Annotated in this window: 23 protein-coding genes and 1 pseudogene; 3 read left to right on the top strand and 21 right to left on the bottom strand. The window is 55.9% G+C overall.

The genetic code is table 11. The annotated features are described in order from the left end of the window. Positions 1–36: 36 nt before the first annotated feature. From IV04_RS13090 to IV04_RS13045, 11 genes are all read right to left on the bottom strand, one after another. Positions 37–1,026 carry a sulfate ABC transporter substrate-binding protein gene (locus IV04_RS13090; protein ID WP_037402154.1) on the bottom strand — a complete coding sequence of 330 codons (990 nt, stop codon included), beginning with the start codon at positions 1,024–1,026 and terminating at the stop codon, positions 37–39. A 189-nt stretch (positions 1,027–1,215) separates the two neighbouring features. Continuing rightward, on the bottom strand, positions 1,216–2,178 hold the full coding sequence (gene pfkA / locus IV04_RS13085) for a 6-phosphofructokinase (RefSeq protein WP_037402106.1): 963 nt from the start codon (positions 2,176–2,178) through the stop codon (positions 1,216–1,218). A gap of 220 nt (positions 2,179–2,398) precedes the next feature. Continuing rightward, complete coding sequence (gene fieF, locus IV04_RS13080; protein WP_037402152.1) at positions 2,399–3,301, bottom strand: CDF family cation-efflux transporter FieF; 903 nt, start codon at positions 3,299–3,301, stop codon at positions 2,399–2,401. A gap of 195 nt (positions 3,302–3,496) precedes the next feature. Next, on the bottom strand, positions 3,497–3,715 hold the full coding sequence (locus IV04_RS13075; protein ID WP_037402103.1) for a DNA-binding transcriptional regulator: 219 nt from the start codon (positions 3,713–3,715) through the stop codon (positions 3,497–3,499). A gap of 87 nt (positions 3,716–3,802) precedes the next feature. Continuing rightward, positions 3,803–4,960 (bottom strand): phage late control D family protein, encoded by a 1,158-nt coding sequence (locus tag IV04_RS13070; protein ID WP_037402100.1) that lies wholly within the window; start codon positions 4,958–4,960, stop codon positions 3,803–3,805. Further along, positions 4,957–5,442, bottom strand: a complete 486-nt coding sequence (locus IV04_RS13065; protein WP_037402098.1) for a phage tail protein — start codon at positions 5,440–5,442, stop codon at positions 4,957–4,959. Before IV04_RS13065 ends, IV04_RS13070 begins: the two co-directional genes overlap by 4 nt. Before the next feature lie 15 nt (positions 5,443–5,457). Next, a complete protein-coding gene (locus IV04_RS13060) occupies positions 5,458–7,908 on the bottom strand; it encodes a phage tail tape measure protein (protein WP_037402095.1) in 2,451 nt (816 codons plus the stop codon). After that, the gene (locus IV04_RS25245) at positions 7,901–8,020 is read right to left on the bottom strand and encodes a GpE family phage tail protein (RefSeq protein ID WP_072010883.1); all 120 of its coding nucleotides are present in this window, start codon (positions 8,018–8,020) and stop codon (positions 7,901–7,903) included. Before IV04_RS25245 ends, IV04_RS13060 begins: the two co-directional genes overlap by 8 nt. Positions 8,021–8,052: 32 nt before the next feature. Further along, complete coding sequence (locus IV04_RS13055) at positions 8,053–8,349, bottom strand: phage tail assembly protein (RefSeq protein WP_037402094.1); 297 nt, start codon at positions 8,347–8,349, stop codon at positions 8,053–8,055. Positions 8,350–8,409: 60 nt separating this feature from the next. Continuing rightward, positions 8,410–8,928 (bottom strand): phage major tail tube protein, encoded by a 519-nt coding sequence (locus IV04_RS13050; RefSeq protein WP_037402092.1) that lies wholly within the window; start codon positions 8,926–8,928, stop codon positions 8,410–8,412. Positions 8,929–8,944: 16 nt separating this feature from the next. Beyond that, positions 8,945–10,114: a phage tail sheath protein gene (locus IV04_RS13045; RefSeq protein WP_037402091.1), complete on the bottom strand. Its 1,170-nt coding sequence runs from the start codon at positions 10,112–10,114 to the stop codon at positions 8,945–8,947. Between IV04_RS13045 and IV04_RS26115 the strand changes: the two genes are divergently transcribed. After that, a complete protein-coding gene (locus IV04_RS26115; RefSeq protein ID WP_152562875.1) occupies positions 10,113–10,301 on the top strand; it encodes a hypothetical protein in 189 nt (62 codons plus the stop codon). The two genes, IV04_RS13045 and IV04_RS26115, sit on opposite strands and share 2 nt — an antisense overlap. Before the next feature lie 86 nt (positions 10,302–10,387). Here IV04_RS26115 and IV04_RS13040 read toward each other — a convergent pair whose 3' ends face one another. From IV04_RS13040 to IV04_RS13010, 6 genes are read right to left on the bottom strand one after another with little or no spacing between them, the layout of a single operon-like run. Continuing rightward, on the bottom strand, positions 10,388–11,008 hold the full coding sequence (locus IV04_RS13040) for a tail fiber assembly protein (protein WP_037402090.1): 621 nt from the start codon (positions 11,006–11,008) through the stop codon (positions 10,388–10,390). Beyond that, on the bottom strand, positions 11,008–12,984 hold the full coding sequence (locus tag IV04_RS25835; protein WP_081893212.1) for a phage tail protein: 1,977 nt from the start codon (positions 12,982–12,984) through the stop codon (positions 11,008–11,010). Before IV04_RS25835 ends, IV04_RS13040 begins: the two co-directional genes overlap by 1 nt. Next, on the bottom strand, positions 12,981–13,589 hold the full coding sequence (locus IV04_RS13025; protein ID WP_037402088.1) for a phage tail protein I: 609 nt from the start codon (positions 13,587–13,589) through the stop codon (positions 12,981–12,983). The genes IV04_RS25835 and IV04_RS13025 overlap by 4 nt, the downstream gene beginning before the upstream one ends. Further along, a complete protein-coding gene (locus IV04_RS13020; RefSeq protein WP_037402086.1) occupies positions 13,582–14,490 on the bottom strand; it encodes a baseplate assembly protein in 909 nt (302 codons plus the stop codon). Before IV04_RS13020 ends, IV04_RS13025 begins: the two co-directional genes overlap by 8 nt. A 4-nt stretch (positions 14,491–14,494) precedes the next feature. Continuing rightward, positions 14,495–14,842 carry a GPW/gp25 family protein gene (locus IV04_RS13015; RefSeq protein WP_037402084.1) on the bottom strand — a complete coding sequence of 116 codons (348 nt, stop codon included), beginning with the start codon at positions 14,840–14,842 and terminating at the stop codon, positions 14,495–14,497. Next, the gene (locus IV04_RS13010) at positions 14,839–15,480 is read right to left on the bottom strand and encodes a phage baseplate assembly protein V (RefSeq protein WP_037402081.1); all 642 of its coding nucleotides are present in this window, start codon (positions 15,478–15,480) and stop codon (positions 14,839–14,841) included. The genes IV04_RS13015 and IV04_RS13010 overlap by 4 nt, the downstream gene beginning before the upstream one ends. A 158-nt stretch (positions 15,481–15,638) precedes the next feature. Between IV04_RS13010 and IV04_RS13005 the strand changes: the two genes are divergently transcribed. Both IV04_RS13005 and IV04_RS13000 read left to right on the top strand, forming a co-directional pair. Continuing rightward, complete coding sequence (locus IV04_RS13005; protein WP_037402078.1) at positions 15,639–16,799, top strand: DNA cytosine methyltransferase; 1,161 nt, start codon at positions 15,639–15,641, stop codon at positions 16,797–16,799. A gap of 5 nt (positions 16,800–16,804) precedes the next feature. Further along, positions 16,805–17,707, top strand: a complete 903-nt coding sequence (locus IV04_RS13000; protein WP_037402075.1) for a NotI family restriction endonuclease — start codon at positions 16,805–16,807, stop codon at positions 17,705–17,707. 106 nt (positions 17,708–17,813) lie between these two features. On the opposite strand, the gene IV04_RS12995 is transcribed toward IV04_RS13000, so the two are convergent. The 4 genes and pseudogenes from IV04_RS12995 to lysB all read right to left on the bottom strand — a co-directional run. Beyond that, positions 17,814–18,257 (bottom strand): phage virion morphogenesis protein, encoded by a 444-nt coding sequence (locus IV04_RS12995; RefSeq protein WP_037402072.1) that lies wholly within the window; start codon positions 18,255–18,257, stop codon positions 17,814–17,816. Next, complete coding sequence (locus IV04_RS12990) at positions 18,250–18,717, bottom strand: phage tail protein (RefSeq protein ID WP_037402069.1); 468 nt, start codon at positions 18,715–18,717, stop codon at positions 18,250–18,252. Before IV04_RS12990 ends, IV04_RS12995 begins: the two co-directional genes overlap by 8 nt. Further along, positions 18,680–18,970, bottom strand: coding sequence for an Rz1-like lysis system protein LysC (gene lysC, locus IV04_RS26780; RefSeq protein WP_231566299.1), 291 nt, complete (start codon positions 18,968–18,970; stop codon positions 18,680–18,682). The genes IV04_RS12990 and lysC overlap by 38 nt, the downstream gene beginning before the upstream one ends. Further along, positions 18,891–19,226, bottom strand: a pseudogene (lysB, locus tag IV04_RS12985) (Rz-like lysis system protein LysB); the annotation flags it as partial. The pseudogene lysB and the gene lysC, both read right to left, overlap by 80 nt. Positions 19,227–19,233 lie beyond the last annotated feature (7 nt).

Genomic DNA, 19,233 nt, shown 5'->3' with positions numbered 1-19,233 from the left:
TATGCCGGAGGATATTTATTGATTACTTTCAATTAATTACCGTTTACTAATCTCGTCAAACGCGCCGCCAGTAGCAAAATGCACCTTCTGTGCGTTGGTCCAACCACCAAACGTATCATCTACGGTGAATAACTTCAGTTTCGGGAACTGCTCGGTGAATTTAGCAGCGATCGCCTCATCGCGAGGGCGATAGTAATTCTTCGCTGCAATGGTCTGGCCTTCATTGGAGTACAGGTACTTCAGATAGGCATTGGCCACGTCACGCGTCCCACGCTTATCAACCACTCTGTCCACCACCGACACGGTCGGTTCGGCCAAGATCGACTCGCTCGGCGTAATGATTTCAAATTTGTCCTTACCCAGCTCTTTCTCAGCCAACAGCGCTTCGTTCTCCCAAGCGATCAGCACATCACCGATCCCGCGCTCAACAAAGGTATTCGTTGCGCCACGTGCACCGGAGTCCAGCACTTCAACGTTCTGGTACAGGTTTTTGACAAATTCCTGCGCCTTGGCTTTATCGCCATTATGGTGATGCAACGCATAACCCCAGGCCGCCAGATAGTTCCAACGGGCGCCACCAGAGGTTTTAGGATTCGGCGTAATCACCGACACACCGGGCTTCACCAGATCGGACCAATCCTGAATCTGCTTTGGATTGCCTTTGCGTACCAGAAATACGATGGTGGAAGTATAGGGTGCTGAGTTGTCTGGCAAGCGCTTAATCCAGTCTTTTTCGATACGGCCCCGCTCGGCGATCGCATCCACATCATAGGCCAGCGCCAACGTCACCACATCGGCTTCAATACCATTAATCACCGAGGTGGCTTGCTTGCCGGAGCCGCCGTGTGATTGGCGCACCGTGACCTTATCGCCGGTCTGTTGCTGCCAGTATTTACCGAAAGCGGTATTGTATTCCTGATAAAACTCGCGGGTTGGATCGTATGAAACGTTCAGCAATTGAATATCTTTTGCCGTGGCACCGGATGCCAACAGCAGTAAAACCACACCTGCACCCCATTTACGCATTGCACACTCCCCCAGAAAAATGGCCGCAACCTCAGTAGGTTGATTTAGCATTAACATCAGAGCCTGCCAGAAATTTTCCTCACCATTAAAGAATAAAAAATTTTTGGCTAGACCATTCTGGAATATGAAGGGCTACACATAAAAAAAACCTCCGGTGAAGGAGGCTTATTGGCAGCAAACCGATGCGTATCAGTACAGTTTTTTCGCCGTTTCCAGCCAGTCGAGGTGGAATATACGCTTCATGTTTTCGATAGCATCAATGATGTCATGGTGCACCAGCTTCTCGTTCTGAATACCCACGCAGCGACCACCGTAGCCTTGCAGCAACAGGTCAATGGAGTATGCCCCCATGCGGGAAGCCAGAATACGGTCATAAGCTACCGGTGAACCGCCGCGCTGGATGTGGCCCAACACGGTGGCGCGCGTTTCACGGCCCGTTTCCTGTTCGATGTAGCGCGCCAGTTCATCAACGTCACAAACGTGCTCAGTGATCGCCACGATGGCATGTTTTTTACCTTTAGCAATACCGGCTTTGATTTCTTCAACCAGATCGTCACGACTGAATTCAATTTCCGGCAGCACGATAAATTCGCAGCCCCCGGCAATCGCGGCAGACAACGTCAACTCACCACAGTAACGCCCCATCACTTCAACGATAGAGATACGTTGATGCGACGAAGAAGTATCACGCAGGCGGTCAATCGCTTCCACCACGGTTTCCAGCGCGGTGAAGTAACCAATGGTGTAGTCTGTTCCCGCTACATCGTTATCGATGGTGCCCGGCAGACCAATACACGGGAAACCTTCTTCGGTCAGGCGTTTCGCCCCCATGTAGGAACCGTCACCACCGATGACTACCAGCGCGTCAATACCGCGTTTTTTCAGGTTTTCAATCGCCTTGGCACGTACGTCTTCATCTCTGAATTCAGGGAAACGCGCAGAACCCAAGAAGGTACCGCCACGGTTGATCATGTCAGACACGCTGTAGCGGTCCAATTTTTCCATGCGATCTTCGTACAAACCAAGGTAGCCATCGTGAATACCAAAAACTTCCAGACCCTCTGTGAGTGCAGCACGCACAACGCCACGAATGGCAGCGTTCATACCTGGCGCGTCACCGCCACTCGTCAGTACACCGATTTTCTTGATCATGACTACCTCTGAACTTGTAAAGAATTCTGTATTCGCCGATTGCCCTGGGCTCATCGCAACTGCGGAAAACCAGCTTTACGGCTTTATTGCTGGATATTATAACAAAAAGACTTAGCTGAATTGATTCAGGTCACGCAATATCGTGGAAAACCTGCGTGTATAGCACACCGAGCTAACGCAATATTCCCACAACGTCTATCTATTGACCCATATCAGTTAATTATAGTTCCCAATGCCCTTGCTGGTTCGCCGGCACCACAGAGCAGGGATCCTGGTGGATGATCACATCCGCCCCTGGAAAACGGTGTAACAACGCCTGTTCAACCTGTTCCGCCAGAAAATGCGCCTGCACCAACGGCAACGAATCTTCCATTTCCAGATGCACCTGAATAAAACGCGTTGGCCCAGACTGCCGAGTGCGCAAATCGTGTGCCCCTTTCACTCCGGGCCATGAGGATACCACGTCGATGATCACCTGGCGCTCTTCATCAGGCAAAGCCCGATCCAGTAAGGATTGTACCGCTTCATACCCCATACGCAGCGCACTGTAGAGGATATAAACCCCGATCCCCAAGGCAAACAACGCATCCGCGCGGTAAAATCCGTACCAGCTCAGCCCAAGCGCCACAAGAATAGCACTATTCATCAGGACATCTGACTGATAATGCAGCATATCTGCGCGAATGGCCTGACTGCGCGTTTTTCTCACCACCCAACGCTGATAGGTGACCAGGATCAGTGTACTCACCAACGCGACAAGGGTCACCGCAACACCGATGCCGGGCTCGTTAAGGGGCTGTGGCGAGAATAAGTGCTGAAAACCGGTCAGGAACAGAAACAATGCCGAACCGGAAATAAACATGCTTTGTGCCAGTGCTGCCAACGATTCAGCCTTTCCATGACCAAAAGCATGCTCCTCATCCGCTGGCTGTAGTGAATAACGTACCACCAGCAGGTTGGTTAACGAAGCTGCGATATCGACCAGCGAATCCACCAACGCCGCCAACAGGCTCACCGATCCGGTAAGATACCAGGCAACGGTCTTGATAATCAGCAAAGTAGAAGCCGTCGCGGTGGCGGCTAACGCTGCGGACTTCACCAGACGCGCATATTGCTGTTGCATAAAGAACCCCGACATAAATTCATGGCGTTAGTATAACGGAATGTCAGGTAAAAAAAGCCCCGCCGTAAAGGCGGGGAAGACAGGGATGGTGATACGAAAAACCATCCAACACAATGAGATAAAAGGATTTATCTCGGTCAGTGTCCACACGTTGACCACATCGAAAAAAATGCCCCGGACTTCCGGGGCACTTCGTTACATCAACATACTTTGCTGACCGTAATGGTTGGGGTGCGGCATGACCGGAATGACCGTGCCCGGCGACATAATGGATCGCTCGATGGTTTCCATGGTGACAAAGGTATGCCCGCAATTGATATTCTGACACTGGTGATAACGCTCTTTGGTGTTCTCGCTCAGATACCGGCTTGAACGCGCATGGGCCGCCGTGCCGCATAGATTGCAATGAAACATGCTCTTTCACCTCCACCGTTCGATTTCAATACGGTTATTTTATCATTTTATCCTTATTAAACAATGCATTAATCACACTTCAGCAAATTAACTTTCCTCTTCGTACTCCACATCAGAAAGCCGCACCTCAAGCTCTAGCGCCGTCGTGTAGCCGTTATTATTGAGCGAGTGGGTGACCCTGGTGATTGTCCACGCCTGCTCGTCTATGACGCGCTTAAACCCTTTTACCGCTACCGGCGTTTCTGGGTACAAATCCGCACGCCCCAGGGCGAGATTAAGCGAGAACTCCGCAACACCGCGCTGTAATTTATCCCACTTGGCCTGTGCGGCGCGCATCGCCTGCGCCTTGCTGGCGTAGACAGTGGTCAGCGCAAACACGTTGTCCGCCTCCCCCGCCATATACTCGCCCTCGCGCGCCTCCGGCGTCTTTTGGGCTTTTGCTGTCTTCACCGGCTTGGCTTTCGGGTGTTGCAGTGCGCGCAGGTGCTGCTCCTTTGGTTTGCGCTGGAGCTTGACCTTTTGCTTTTGCTCTTTCGGGTCTTTGGTGTGCAACCATTTGGCCGTGACGCCGGTATAAGCGCCCCGGTCAGCGATAGCAAACTGGTGCCGGTCACCGTCGCGGCGCTCAAGGGTGACGTGTGGAATGGGTTTGCCGCTGGCGGTCACGCCGTTCCCGGCCTTGAGGAACAGCAGTTTCCCCGCCTTGACCGACACCTCCGCCCCGTTGCGGGTGGCGAGTCGGGTCAGAAACTTGGCGTCAGACTCCTGCGACTGGTCAATATGCGGTATCGCAATGTTTGCAAATCCCGCCGCAACGCTGGCCGTCAAATGGTTGCGTGCGGCAATCTTCTCGACCACTGCGCCGAGCGTGGTGTCATGATAGGACGCCTCACGGCGTGAATTGAGCGTGCCGCGAAAATCTGCACTGCGCGCCCGGAGGGTCAGCGTGTCAGGCGCGCCCCGGTGCTCCACTTCATCGACGGTGAACGTGCCTTTGTTCACCAACGGTTGCCCCTGCCAGCCCAACAGCAACGAAATCACCGCCCCCCGCCCCGGCATCATCACTTGCCCGTCGGCGTCGTCCAGCTCAATATCCAACTGGTCAGCCTCAAAGCCGCGGTTATCGACCAGCGTCAGCGACAGCAAGCGCGGGCTGATATTCTGGGTAATATCTTTCCCACCCAGGGTGAGCATAAAGGCCGGGGCAATCTTTGCCCCCGCATCAAGCATCAGGCCCGTTATCATGAGAACAGCCCTCCGATAGCACTGCCTGCTTTATTTGCCATGGCACCGGCCTGACCGAGCAGATTGTCAGCCTGTGCCTGCAAATCCCCATAAAGCACCGTCAGGGATTCATCCACGCGGGTGAGGGTGAGCGAAAACTCAATACGCCGGGCGCTGCCGACCGCAAAAAACTCGGTGCGGGTTTCGCTGACGCTGTTCACAACAAACATGCCGTAAATGGTGCCAGTGCCTTCCAGCAGCGGCCACGCCCGGCCCTCGGCGGCCATCGCATCCAGTAACTGCAATGACACCTTGCCGCCAGTGATTTCCGGCAGCAGCACCCCGGATACGGTGACTTTCTCCTCCTCAACGCCGAGAAACTGCAACGCCGGGCGCAAGCCAACCCGGCTATTGGAGGGCCAGCGGTAATCAACATTGCGCTGCATCGTTTGGTAAGGCAGGGTCTGAAGCTGAAACACGAACAGCCCAAGGGTTAACATCATGATGACCGACTCCTCTTAATCACTCGCCAGACTGGAGCGCGCCGCCGCACGGTTCTTACGGTCACGCTCCTCCATCGCGGCCAAAACCATCCGTTTGGTTTCCGCCTCGTTGCTACCGCCGGTGCCATGGCTGGCGATGTGGAAATGATTCACGCTGCTGTCCACGTAGGATTTACCGCCCCCGGCACTCACCGGGACATAGGTGCCGGGCATGGTGCCGCCGTAAGCGTAATAACCGGCCCCGCCGCTCACCCCGTTGGCGTAGTCATTGGCCTTCTGCGCTTTCTGGTCAATGTCGCTGGATTCGCTGTTGATAATGCCGAGCTTCTCCAGCACCCAATCAATGCCCTCTCGCAGCTTGTTAAAGGCGTTAAGCGGCAGCATCAGCGCATCGGCCACCGTGCGGCCAAACGCTATCCCGGCATTCTTGCAACTGTCCAAGGTCTCTTGGCTGGCTTTCACCGGCGCAATCAGGTTGGTAAACCACTGCCACGCCTGCTTAAGCCAACCGCCCAGCGTGTCGAACATCGGTTTCAGCGGGGTGAACAGCGCACCGAGCGGGGCAAAGGCGTCCGTGATGCCGGTCATCACCCCGCCGAAAAAGGCGCTGATAGGCGCCCAATATTTGCGGATAAGCAGCGCCCCCGCCACGAAGGCGGCACCGACGGCGACAATCGGCCACGTCAGCGCCCCCAACACCGTCATGACCGCCCCACCGGCAACGCTGACCGCCGTTCCCAGCATGCCCGCCGCCGCAATGATGCCGTTAATGCCCATCATCACCGGCCAAGAGGCCAGGCCAATCGCCCCCAGCACGCCGACAACGGCCAGCCCGCCGGTCACCACCCTGGTGAGCGTGGTCGCCAATTCCGGGTTTTTCTTTATCCAGTTATCCAGCGTGAGGATGTACCGCGTTGCGCCCTGCGTCAGCTTACGGAACCCGGCTTCCTGTTGGTCAAACAGGTCAATCCCCACCGCCTCATACGCCGATTGGAATTCCTTGAAATCCCCGCCGAGGTTGTCCTGCTGGATGTTGACGAGCCGCTCGGTACTGCCGTCGGACTGCTGAAAGGTCTTGGTGAGCCGGTCTAACTTGCCGCTGACCGCATCGGCCATCAGCACCGCCGCCGCCGAGCTGGCCTCCTCGCCGAAAATCACCTTCATGTACTCCGCACGCTGCGCACTGCCGAGCTTGTTTTTCTCAAAGCTCTGTTGCATTTCTTTCAGGAGGGTGAACAGTGGCCGCATATTGCCTTTGCGGTCGGCGTGCTTGACCTTCAACTCCCCGAGCGCCGTGGCGGCGGTGCCGGTAGGAGCCTGCAAACGGGTAATCACTGCCCGGCTCCCCGTCCCGGCCATTGAGCCGGTAATTTTCGCATCGGCCAGCGCGCCCGCCATGGCGGCGGTCTGCTCCAGGCTAATCCCGGCGTTTTTCGCCACCGGGGCCGCGTAGGTCAGCGTGTCGCTCAACCCGTCAAAGTCGGCGGCGCTCTTGTTCATGGCCGATGAAATCACATCACCAATGTGCGCCACCTTGTCGTTGGTGAGCGCAAAGGCCGATTTCACCCCCATCAGCAAGGTGGCGTTTTCTTCCATGCTGCGGGTGTTCGCCAGCGCCATGTTTAGCGTGACCGGCGTGGCGGCCATGATGGCCTCTTTATCGCCGCCCCCTTTGGCGATGATGATTTGCGCCCCGGCGGCATCGTCGGCACTGGCGGCGGTATTGTCGCCAATCTGGCGCGCCTGCGTGCGCAATGCCAGCATATCCGCCGAGCCTTTTTCCAGACTGAGCACCCCTTGCAGGGTGGAGTTTTTCAGCGAGAACTCATAGCCGGATTTCAGCAACGCCGCCCCGGCCAAGCCGCCCGCCGTTGCCACCCCGACACCGGCAGCCCCGGCACCGACCACGCTGTCCGCCCGTTGCTTACCGGCTTGGTAACGCTGCTTGACGGCATTCAGGCGGGCCTGCTGCTGGCTGACGCGCGCCAGGGCGTCTCGCTGGCGGTTGAGCTGACCGGTGGTGTCACTGAGGGCGGTTTTCAGGCGGCGCTCGTCGGCGGCCAGTGTGCGGGTATTCATCCCGGCCTGTGCCAATTCCTGCCGCTGGCGCTGCACCGACAGGCACAGGCCGTTGTATTTGGTCTGTAACTCAGCCGCCGACCGCTTGGCCGCCGCCATCACCTGCACCTGTGCGCGGGTTGGCTGTTCGGTCTGCTTAAACTGAATAGCCAGTTCGGCAGCTTCCTGTTTAGCTTTCTTCAAGGCCTGACCGGTCACCGCAAGCTGCGCGCTCGACTTGCGAAAATCCTCAACACGCCCAGCCTGCGCACTCAGCGTTTTGAGTTTTTTTTGCGTATCACGGATATCGCCAGACAGCGATTGACTCGCTGCCTGGATGCTTTTAAACGGGCGGCTGGCTTGGTCGACGGCTTTGAGTAGCACCTGCAATTTAACGTTGTTACTCATTGGCGTGTCCACTTCGAAGGTGCGCTTTGTCGCGCCAGTTGAGAAGCTCAGGCAGGCTCATCGGGTAAAGCTCTGAGGGCGGCCAGTGGAATATCACCGCGATATCCGCCATCAGGTCATCCACCGACAGGCCCGCCGGAAAGGCTAGCGTTCCGCACTCGGTGACAAAAAACCGATAACCTGACCGGCCAGCGCCACCAGGTCAGACAAATCGAGCGTGGCGACCTCGCTTTCGGTCAATGCCGGGTAGGTCATGCGCGGCAGGACTTTAATCAACGCGTCAACCTCGGAGCTTGCCAGCGCCGCCAGCCCGACACCGCGCAGGGTGCCCGCGTTGGGCTTAATCAGCGTAATGGCGTCAATCAGGGTGTCACCGCGTTTAATCGGCGCGTCCAGCGTAACCACGTTCGGGGAAAGCGTTGCGTTTTTTGCCTTGCTCATGGGGGTTCTCTCAGTCGATAAAGGAAAAAGGGGCGGCCAGCCACGCTGACCGCGATAGGATTACAGGCCGATATTGCGGCGGTGCTGCTCCAGCATATCGACCCCGTTCACCCGCTCAATCATGTTGATGGTGTCGATTTCGATACGCTCTTTGCCGTCCACGGTCAGCTTGTAATAGGTGCATTGGGTGCTGATTTTGGTCTCGGTATCCTCACCCTGTTTCTGGTCGCCGAAATCCATCTCTTTATGACGGCCACGCAGCACAATCTCGACGGCCACCACATCGCCGGTGTCATCACGCTGGTAAGAGCCACAAAAACGCAGCGGTACGGTGGCCGCACTGGCGGCGGCGTACTGGCTCCACAAGGCGTCATCCGGCAGACCGCCGATTGTCCATTCCACCGTGAGCGCGTCGTCATCGAGCCCCAAATCCACCGGGGCCGCGCCGTTCATGCCGCCGCCGCGATAGTTCTCCAGCTTGCGGGTCAGTTTGGGCAAGGTAACCGAGCTGACCACGCCCATATAGCTCAGGCCGTCATTGAACAGGTTGAGGTATTTCAGTTTGCGCGGGAGTGCCATGGTGTAAAGCGTCCTCTTAGCTGTTGACGGAGGCGGCCAGATTCACCAGATACTTATCGGTGATGCGCTGGCGCAGGGTCAGGTTTTCCAGTGGTGGCACCGGGGTATAGTCGTAGTCGATATACAGTTTCCCGGCCTTCAGGGTTTCTTTGTCGTTGGCGCTGGCGTCAAACCAACAATCCGCGTCGATGAGGTATCCATTCGATTTCAGCTCGCGGAATTTCGCCTTGATGCCCTCGACAATGTCGCGGATAAGCGTGGCGGTGACCGGCTTGTCAACGGCCCACATGTGCGCCTCGGCCAGGGTGTCGGCCAACACCTGCGCGGTGCGGGTGTAGTTTTCAAACAGGAACAGCGGGTCATCCGAACAGGTGCGGTTACCCCAGAAGCGGAAACCGTCTTTACGGATAAGCGTCGTGACCCCGGCCTCATTCAGCAGGCTGGCATCGGTGCCGGAGGCCTGCAAATCCCAAAACACCGAGGCACTGATACCGGTCACACCGTTAACGCTGACGTTAGACAGGGTTTTATGCCACCCCTGTTCTTGGTCGATTTTCGCCCGTAAGCCAAGGGCGCGCGCCGTGGCGTAAGCCGTTTGACTGGCGTTGGTCGCGGTATCCCACGCGAGGAAATCCGGCCAAATCACCATCAGCTCACGCTGACCGAAATTGTCACGGTACTTGATGGCGTCGGAAATCGTCTTGCAGCCCCAGGCACTGACATAGCCAAAGGCGCGCAGGGATTGGCAGACCGTCGCCAGTGTGACCGCCACCTCTTTCGAGTCCAGCCCCGGCACGCCCAGAATGCGCGGCTTGACGCCGGTGACCGACTGCGCCGTCAGCAGCGCCTTGATGCCGGTGTACTGACCGGTAGCCGTTGCCCCGCCGATAATATTGGTGGTGGTTTCGGCAGCGTCTTTACCCTCCGCCACGCGCACCACAATCGTGACCGGCTTGCACTGGTCAGCAATCGCCTGCAACGCGGCGGCCAGGGTGCCTTTTTTACCGGCCTTGCCCACCGCTGCCTGCACGTCGGTAATTAACACCGGAACATTCAGCGGGAACAGGGCCGCATCGGCATCACTGGCGGTACACACCATGCCGATGATGGCGGTTGAAACGGTGGAAATAACGCGGGTGCCTTCGTTGATTTCAACGACCTGCACACCGTGATGATAATCACCCATGGGGTTACTCCGTGGTTGGTTGGTGTGGATAGCTTGCCGCCGTGCGCATCTGCACGCACGTCATCGGCGTTGGCAGGCTTGCCAGACAACAACACACGGCAGGTTATGGGGAGATTGCGGGGTAACGATCGTTTTCGCCGATCAATATCGGTTTATTGATCTGGCGAATCAATTGGACGGGTTTTAACCGCGTGGGATAGGGTTAAGTCCTCTCCGGCCACACCAGGGAACCCCAGAGAGAACACGGCCCGCGGTTTCCCGCGGGCCATTTTTTTATGCGTCGGGGGCCAGCGGCCACTCAATCTCCGGCGCAGTCTCCAGGTCAACGCGGCTCAACTGCACCCGGTACGCCTTCCACGCCAACAGGGCGGCGCTTTCATCCTCGGTCGCCATGCCCAGGCTGACCGCATCGTCCAGCATCGTAATCTTGTCTGTCGCCACGCGCTGACGCTGTGCCAGTTCATCGCGGGCGGCGTTAATGGCAACCGCCTGCTGCTGCGTCGTATCGGTCACCCACGCTTCGCCGTTCCAGGTGTCGTAGGGCGTGGCCGGGGCCAACAGTGTGACACCGTTACCCAGTTCACCTATCCGGGTGACGGTCTCCGGCTCACCGGTCTCGGTGCTGTACGCCGTCTGGCCGCGATAGTCGGGCAGGGTTTCCCAGGCGCTGCCGTCCCGGCTGCGCACCAGCGCCAGACCGGCCTTCGGTAGCGTCGGCTTATCGGCAAAGCAGAACGCGGGCAGGCCCACGCCCTCCGGCAGGTACTCAAGGGAAGCCTGCTGGTATTCCCGCTGCTCGGGTTCGATGTTGTAGACCGTCAGCCACCCGGCGGTGACCGCCAGACCGGCGGCATTGAGGGTGGCAGTCGGTAACGCAGTGCTGTAGTGGCTCATTAGGCGGCTCTCACAATGTAGTTAAAGGCGATATTGCGCGGACGGGTTTCCGTCGCGGTGCGGATTTGTAACGACGCGTCGATATTGATACGAAAAACACCGTTGCCGGTGCTGCCGGAGGTTTCCGTCAATCCGGTTGTGGCGGCGACGGTTTCCCCTTGAGCGATAATCCCCTGCGGGGTCAGGCCCGGTACAAAGTGCTGAATGCCGTTGGTTTTACCGGTGAATTTCTGCACGGCGTCAGTTTGTGCCGACAACAGCGTGCGCCCGGTGTCTACCCCCCTGCCCTCATCCCAGCCGCGAATAAACTCACCGCGCAGGTCAGGCAGCGTACCGGCAGGATAGGCCGCCGCCAGCAGGGGGTATTTCGCTTTATCAAAGGCAGCCCCGTTGCATTTCAACCAGCCCGCCGGGGCGGTATTGGTCGGCCAGGGTTGCGGGATACCGACAGGAAAGTCAGACCGGATGAGTGCCGCGCTGGTAGAGGCGGACGCTGACTTCAGGAATCCGTTTGCATCGGCAATCACATTCGCGGTTGTATAATGTTTATTCCAGGGAGTTGTGTCGGTATCCGGCGTGTCAGCCAATGAAAAACGGCTCGTTACCGTCCCATCCGTGGAGATGTACAGTTGAGCACGACGATTAGAAGCGTATGCCGATTGAAAACCGGCACCGTTGCCCGGTGCTAACCCCGTCTGTGCCGCTTGCGCAATGAAGCCCGTGGTTTTTGCCGACAGACTCATCCCCACCTGACCGAGTCCATAAGCCCCCATTTGCACATAGCGGGCGTCGCTTGCTGTCCTCGAATCAAACACCTCCCACGGAGACCACGTGGACGTAGAGGCGTCGTAATAACGCATATAAAAATTTTTATTCGCGGTATAAGGGTAATATTTTTGCGTGACATAGACTCGATTACCGACTCCCGCATTGGGCGGAAGCACAACCAGCGTCCCGGCATTCGCCACCGGGTAATTGTTGGCCGGGGTGGCATTGGCGTTATAGATTTGAAAATAGTTTTGCTCAACAAACAGCGTATTTAAATCTGTCGTCCCCAATGACATGGCGGACGTTAACACTTTAGCGTTGCCCGAAAAAATCGTGGAGGGAAAAGCAATGGTTCCATCCGGTTTAAATTGCGCCGTGTATGACGTACCGCTCCAACGCAGGTTAAGCTGCCCGGTATCCGTCTGGGCATAAATCGCCCCCTTATCCGCCCCGGCCTCGTCCCTGAAGCGAAATACCGCGTTCGGCTTGCCCGTTAAGGCTTGTACCATGACTTCGCCATAGGCATACGCGCCTGACTTAAAAATCACGGTGCTGGCGACCGACTGACTGGTCGTTACCGTCTTACTCAGCGCATCGGTGGCGATGTCATACGCGGCCTTCACCGCTTTCGGCGTGGCGGCCAAGACCTCGCTGGTGCTGTTGGTGGCGCTGCTCAGTTGCACAAACCCCTTGGCCGTGGTGCTGGCATCCGGGTGATTGCGCGATTGGGCATGTACGGTAATGGCCCTATCCACGTAATCACGCGTGGCGAGAACCACCGCCGGGTCAATCTTCAGCGTCACCGCCTCGGTGCTGCTGACAATCAGCACCATGCGGATGGTCTGCGTGCGCCCACTGCCCTCTTGTAACTGCGGCTTGTAGGTCTCCGGGCAGTTCGCCACGGCAATCAGGGTGCCGTCTTTATCCAACAGGCCGATTTCGCGTATCCACCACCCGCCCTCGTTCTCAGGGATAACCTGCTCGGCAATAATCTGGTTAGCGTTGGCCGGGTCAACGCTCAACATATTGATGGCCGCGCGGCGCTTCTCCCCTTTGAGCTTGGTCTGCGCCGGGTCAGGGGTGGGCAAGGTGCCGCCACCGTCACCGACGGCGAGCTGCGTCAGGTCGAGTTGGGTGCCGAGCGCGGTGGCGTTCGCCAGCTTGGCCGCGCCCTGCTGGGTCAGAATGGCAAAGAATTTCGCTGTCATGGGTTTACTCTCAGAGTGTCAATCAGATGGACAACTGCGCCCCGGTAATCGGGCACGCCAACGCTAATCACGTCCGGTAAATACGGGTAGACCGTCAGTTCATCACCGCTATAACTGCACGCCCCGACATGGAAGGGGCCGCCGGTGGAGAGGCTGATGGTCAGCCCGGTCAGGTGTCGGCTGGCGGGCTTGGCATCGCTAATCAGGCGCTCAAGTTCGCGGTGCATGTCTTCGGTAATGCCGGTTTCCAGCACGCCCACAACCAGCCGAAAGGTGCCGGGGGTTTCATTGAGCTGCCACCACTCGCGCACCGCAATCAGGTAACCGAGCGGCTCCACCACGCGCCGCAATGCGCTGATGGTGCCCTTGTGGCGGTGAACAAAGTGGGCATTCGTCACCACGCTGCGCTTGGTGGCCTCCGGCCAGTGCTCATCCCAGCGGTCAACCGAAAACGCCCAGGCCAGATACGGCAACAGGCTGACCGGGCAGGTGGCCGGATTCCACAGGGTGCGCAGTGGCACCGGCACCCGCGCCAATTCAGCACAGGCGCTGGCGGCAGCCACCTCCAGCGAGGAAGAACCGACCGGCAACAGGCGGTCACTCATCGGAACCCCCAATAGTCAGCGTATAGCGGGTACATTTCGACGCCTGCGTCTCGTCGAGCACCATGTCGGCTTTGGGGCTTTTCAGCTCCACACGCTGCACACCTTCTACGTGTAGCGCGGCATAGATGGCCGACAGACGAATATCTCGCCCCAGGCGGTGCTGCATACTGATGTAGGCTTTAAGCTTCTGCTCGGCGGCCTGTCGGATAGGTTCGACTTCCGGGCCGGGGAACAGGTAGAGCACGGCGTCAATCTCATACAGGACAACCTTGGCCGATTGCACGGTCACGCGGTCAGCTACCGGGCGCACCTCCTCGGCATTGAGCGCGGCGGTCACGATGCCGAGTAACTCCGGGCTGGCCGTGCCGTTACCCTCACGTGATAACACCGACACCGTGACGCAGGCGGGCGTTGGGCTGGTGACCGAGACGTCGGCGACACGTCCGTCAGCACTGCGACCATGAAACTGATACGCCCCCACCGACCCGGCCACGCTCAAGCCCTCAAAGGCTTGCTGAATACGCACGCGAAAATCACTGTCGCTTTCCATCACCGCCGGGGTTGGGGGCAAGGTGGTTGCCTCTGCCGGGGTGACAATCAATCGAGACACATTGAAATTGCCGCCCAACTGGTCAAGGTCTTGGCCTGCGGCATACCCCAACATGACCGCCTGCGCCGCCTCGTTCACACGCTGGCGCAGTATCAGCTCACGATAGGCGTTCTCTTGCAGCAACTTGACGATAGGCTCAGACTCAAGCGCCAAAGTGCGCGCAATGGCCGCGCGCTGCGCCTCCGGGTAGAGCGAAATCAGCGTGGCCTTGCGTTCGGCCAGCAGGGTTTCATAGTCCAGCGGCTCGACCACATCCGGGGCGGGAAGCTGGCTTAAATCAATGGTGGGCATGGTGTCAGCTCAAAGGAACGGTTAAGGAAAATGCGCCCGGTGTCTCCCTGCGCACGCCGGTCAGCTCAACCACCATTTGGCCGTTGAAGTGACTTTCAAAGGTGATGGCCGTCAGGCTGATGCGCGGCTCCCATTTCAGGATTGCCATGTAACAGGCGGCCATCACCTGCAAACGCGATGCGGGGTTTTGCGGCTGGTCAATCAGTGCCGACAACAGGGAACCATAGTCGCGGCGCATCACGCGGGAGCCGACGGGCGTGACCAGGATGTCACGCACGCTTTGGCGAATATGGTCCAGGTCGGTGATATCAAGACCCGTGTCGCGGCTCATGCCGTTGTAGCGCGCTGTCATGATGGGTTCCCCGTCTGGCTGCTGCCGCCCTGTACACCACCATGGACGTGACGATGAACAACCACGCCGTTGCTGGTCATGCTGCCGCCGGAATGCCGGATATCCCCTTTCATCTCGCCGCCCTGCTGCACCTCCAGCGTGGCGGTGGTCAGCTTGTGGGTGCAGACCAGCTCCGGCGTGGCAAGGGTGATTTTTTGGCTGGCGTTGACGGTCACAACAGGCACCGTGACGGTGACCGATTCAGAGGCGGTGATATCTGCTGTTTTAATGCCGCTGACGGTCAACGCGCCGGTGTCCGGCTCGTATTCAATGACCGCACCGTCAGGAAAGCTGACGTGATAGGCATCCGCCGAGGCAGACGGCGGCGGATTATCATCGGAATAAATGCCCGGCAGCACGAAGGCGGTATCCAGCTCACCGCCCAGGGACAACAGCAGCACCTGCTCACCGATGGAGGGTGCCCACCAGGTGCGCGAACGCCCGGCGCGGGAGGTCAGCCAGTGCAGCCAGTCGGTGGTATTGTCACCGGATTGCACGCGGCACAACGCATTAACCGTATCGACGTCAACAACGACGCCGATGCGGATAAGGTTGCGCACTGCACGCGCCAGCTCTGATAATTGGGCTTGTGTTTTCATTCCTCTAGAATGAAGTGGAGTAGAACACATCTCAAATAGCATCCGTTGGATGAAGGGTGATACACTAAAACAGTCAAAATCTCAGTGAATTTGCCATACAAAATTGCTGTTCCCTTATTGTGTAATTTTTTGTTTTTAATGTGATAACTGAAGGTATTATGAAGTTAGTAGACTTGTTTGCAGGGGCTGGCGGTTTATCTTGTGGATTAGAAATGGCTGGATTTGAACCAACATTTGCTAACGAACTAGTAGGACAATACGCTGAAACTTATAAAACGAATCACCCTGACACCCAACTTCTAGTTGGTGACGTACGTCAGCTATCAGAAATTGACTTAAAGTCATCACTTGGTCTCAAGAATGGTGAGTTGGATTTGCTAGCTGGGGGCCCGCCTTGCCAAGGTTTTTCCGTCAATGCCCCAATCAGGTCTCTTGACGATGAAAGAAATCACTTGTTTAAGGACTTCTTGAGAGTTGTAGGCACCCTTATGCCTAAGGCTGTTCTTATAGAAAACGTTCCTGGCATGGTTTCACTAGGTAAAGGAACAGTAATTGAACAAATATATGCAGAGCTGGAATCTTTAGGTTATACGGTTAAACATGCCATATTATTTGCTGGACACTATGGTATCCCACAAATGCGATTTAGGATGATGATTGTTGGTATTCTAGGCAACTCATCTTTCGAGTTTCCTAAACCAGAGTATCTTGCTAAATCAGTGGCTAACTTCGCTGGTGCTAAAGAGCTATGCATCAAAATAAACGAAGTTGATACTCATAAACTTAAAAAACACACTTCTGTTTGGGATGCAATGTCTGATTTACCAGCAATAATAGGCAAAGGATCTTCAGCCCCTACTGAGTATCTGTCCTTGCCAAAAACAGAGTACCAAAAATACCTCAGAGAAAAATCCGAACTTGTAATTAATCACGTTTGTAACAAAATCGCGCCAATTAACATGGAAAGATTAAAATACATACCTCAAGGTGGTAGCTGGCGAGATATTCCGTATGATCTTTTGCCTAAAGGGCTACAGAGGGCCCGTCGAAGTGATCACACAAAACGCTATGGTAGACTTCATCCTGAAGCCCTATGTTCAACGGTTCTCACTAAATGCGATCCTCACTGGGGCAGTTTTTTCCATCCATATGAAAGTCGAGTAATATCGGTTCGAGAAGCAGCTAGAATTCAATCATTCCCAGATGATTATGTTTTCACTGGCGGCATAACGCAACAATATGAGCAAGTTGGTAATGCTGTACCACCCTTGCTCGCGAAAGCCGTTGGACAGGAAATAAAAAAAGCAATAGGAGAGTAAAAATTATGTTCGTCAGGCCAAAGAGAGATTTAATAGAGGTTTTTGGTTATGCACCTGATGATTTATCAGTTGAGGCAAGAAGCCTGTGGCGCTTAGGCGCATGCCCTTTTACATCAAACCCTTGCGTAAAAGGGAACCATGATCAAACGATCATTTATGGCACCTGCAGCGTAACATCTCCATATGGTGATTGTATTATTTGTCCTAACAGGCTATATGAAGATAATTATTTATCTTTAAAACGTGTCGCAGCAGATGCATTTAACGAAAAAATCCCCTTCATGACATATAGTGAGTATGTAGCGAGCAGGGTTAACACTAATGAAAGCATCGTTGCTCTCGGGCTTTCATCAGGCAAAGAAGTGAAAGTGAAAAATTTATCTATGGATTGGATTTTAGCCCATATAATTGATGGTGAGCTAATATCATATGTTGGAGTTGAAGTTCAAAGCATTGATATAACCGGAAACTATAGAGACTCATGGCATAGTTATAAAAACCTCACAAGCGATACAACTTTAGTATCTAGCTCTGAGCATGGCTTAAATTGGGCAAACGTTCACAAGCGACTTATACCCCAAATAATCCGCAAGGGACTAATCTACTCTAAATCATCTCTAGTTAGCTCCGGGCTTTATTTTATCGTGCCTGACATTGTATATAAAAAGTTCGAAGATGTTATTGGAAAAGACATACCTCTAGTAAATGACAAAGCTTCAAACCACTTAACAGTACATACATATTCCTTGTCACCAAGGACGACAAGCGGAAAACAGAGAGTAATCATACCAGAGAGAAATATTAGATTCTCTCTTGAGGAGTTCAGTAAACGTTTTATCTCTGGAGTCAACTTACCTAGTGGCAATGATTTAGATAATGCAGTAAAAAGAGTTCTCGGAATTATTTGATTATTAGATGCAGCAGACTTGCTGCACCTAAAACTCAAAAATCACCGTTCATATATCTATTACATGTGGTTATTTAATCATCTAGCTCAACCAATTGCGTATCAAATTACAGATAGGAAATCACCACTTCCTCCACTATCTGGCGGTCTGCCTCGCTGAATCCCAACAAGGGCCGGGCGTCATACTGTACCTCCTTGCTGTGACGGTTTGGTCTGTCGCGCAAGCCCTCCTGATGCACCCGCGCAATCCGCTGCACGCGTCCGAGAAACTCAACCGCCGCCTCATCGGCGCTGCCGCTGGCCTTCATGTAGCGGTTGGTGCGCAGCTTGGCAAACATCGCCCGCTTAACCCGCCCTTTTTTGCCGCGTATCGGCTGGCGCTTACGGCTGGCATACGGCGTGCCATCCGGGGCTTGCTGGCGCTTGATGCGTTGCTGCTGGCTGACGCGTAGCCGCTTGGCAATCTCTGCAGCCATCTTGCGGCGGCTGGCGGGTGACAGGCTGGCAATCAGCCCCGCCAGCTTGTCATCAAAGGGTTTAAATTCATTCATCCCATTCACTCACCAGTTCGCCGTTGATGTAGAGCTGCATCGGGCGCACCACGGGCACCGGCGGTGGCGGCTCCGGGGCGTGTGACACATGCAGCGCGCGGTCAACTTCTTTGACCAGGGTGCGCTCGGTCAGCTTGAGGCTGATACTGATATCGTGGCTCTCATCGTTGTTGATGTCGGCGATATAGGTGAAGCCGTGTTTCTTGCCCTCGTCGGTGGTCATGATGTCGGGCTGGTTTTCCCGTAACCATGCCTCGATAGGCACCAACAGCAGGTCAATGTCACCCTGAAAATCCGTCACCATGATGTTGAGGGTATAACGGTTCTCAAACGACAGTGACGCGGCCAGTGTGGCGGCAATCGACCCACTGTCGATAAAAATGCGCAGCATCTCCGGGTTATCTCTCAGTACCGGCACCGCATTATTCAGCGCGTGGCGCAGGCTTTTCGGTTTTAACATCGTCTTGCTCCTGACACTGTTTCACGGCCTCCACCTGTTGCGCGCAACTCACCAGGGCGCGCTCCAGGGTGCGGATATCGTTACTCAGTTCCCCGTTGGTGGTCGGTTGGCTTGCCGGTATCGGGCAACTGCTGACCCTCGGACAACCAGCGTAGATAATCGTCGGGGGTGGCAAAGGCGGGGCGTCGGTGCAGCCGGACAATATCGTCAGGCAAAGGAGAGTGATACCACTGGCGCAGCGCGTCGTTTTCATGGAGTAACCTCGTGATGGTTTGATGGCGGCGGGTTGCCAGTGCCTCGGCAGCGTCTCGCTGCTGGCGTAAAAGCACCTGCGCCCCCTCATTGCGCCGTGCGTTGGCCTGCATGGCAGTGAGCGTGGCACTGGCGGTTTGCAGGTCTTTTTTCTGCTGACTGACAGTCTGGGTGGCGTCGGTCAGGGATTGGGTCAGGTCGCGGTTATCCCGCGCCAGCCACAGCACAGCCACCCCGGCCAGCACCAGCAAGGTCATCAGGATT

Origin of the sequence: Serratia sp. Ag1 (assembly GCF_000743355.1) — a bacterium.
GTDB lineage: Bacteria > Pseudomonadota > Gammaproteobacteria > Enterobacterales > Enterobacteriaceae > Chania.
Note: the sequence above shows the minus strand (reverse complement) of the source record. Positions and strands in the feature narration are given on the sequence as shown.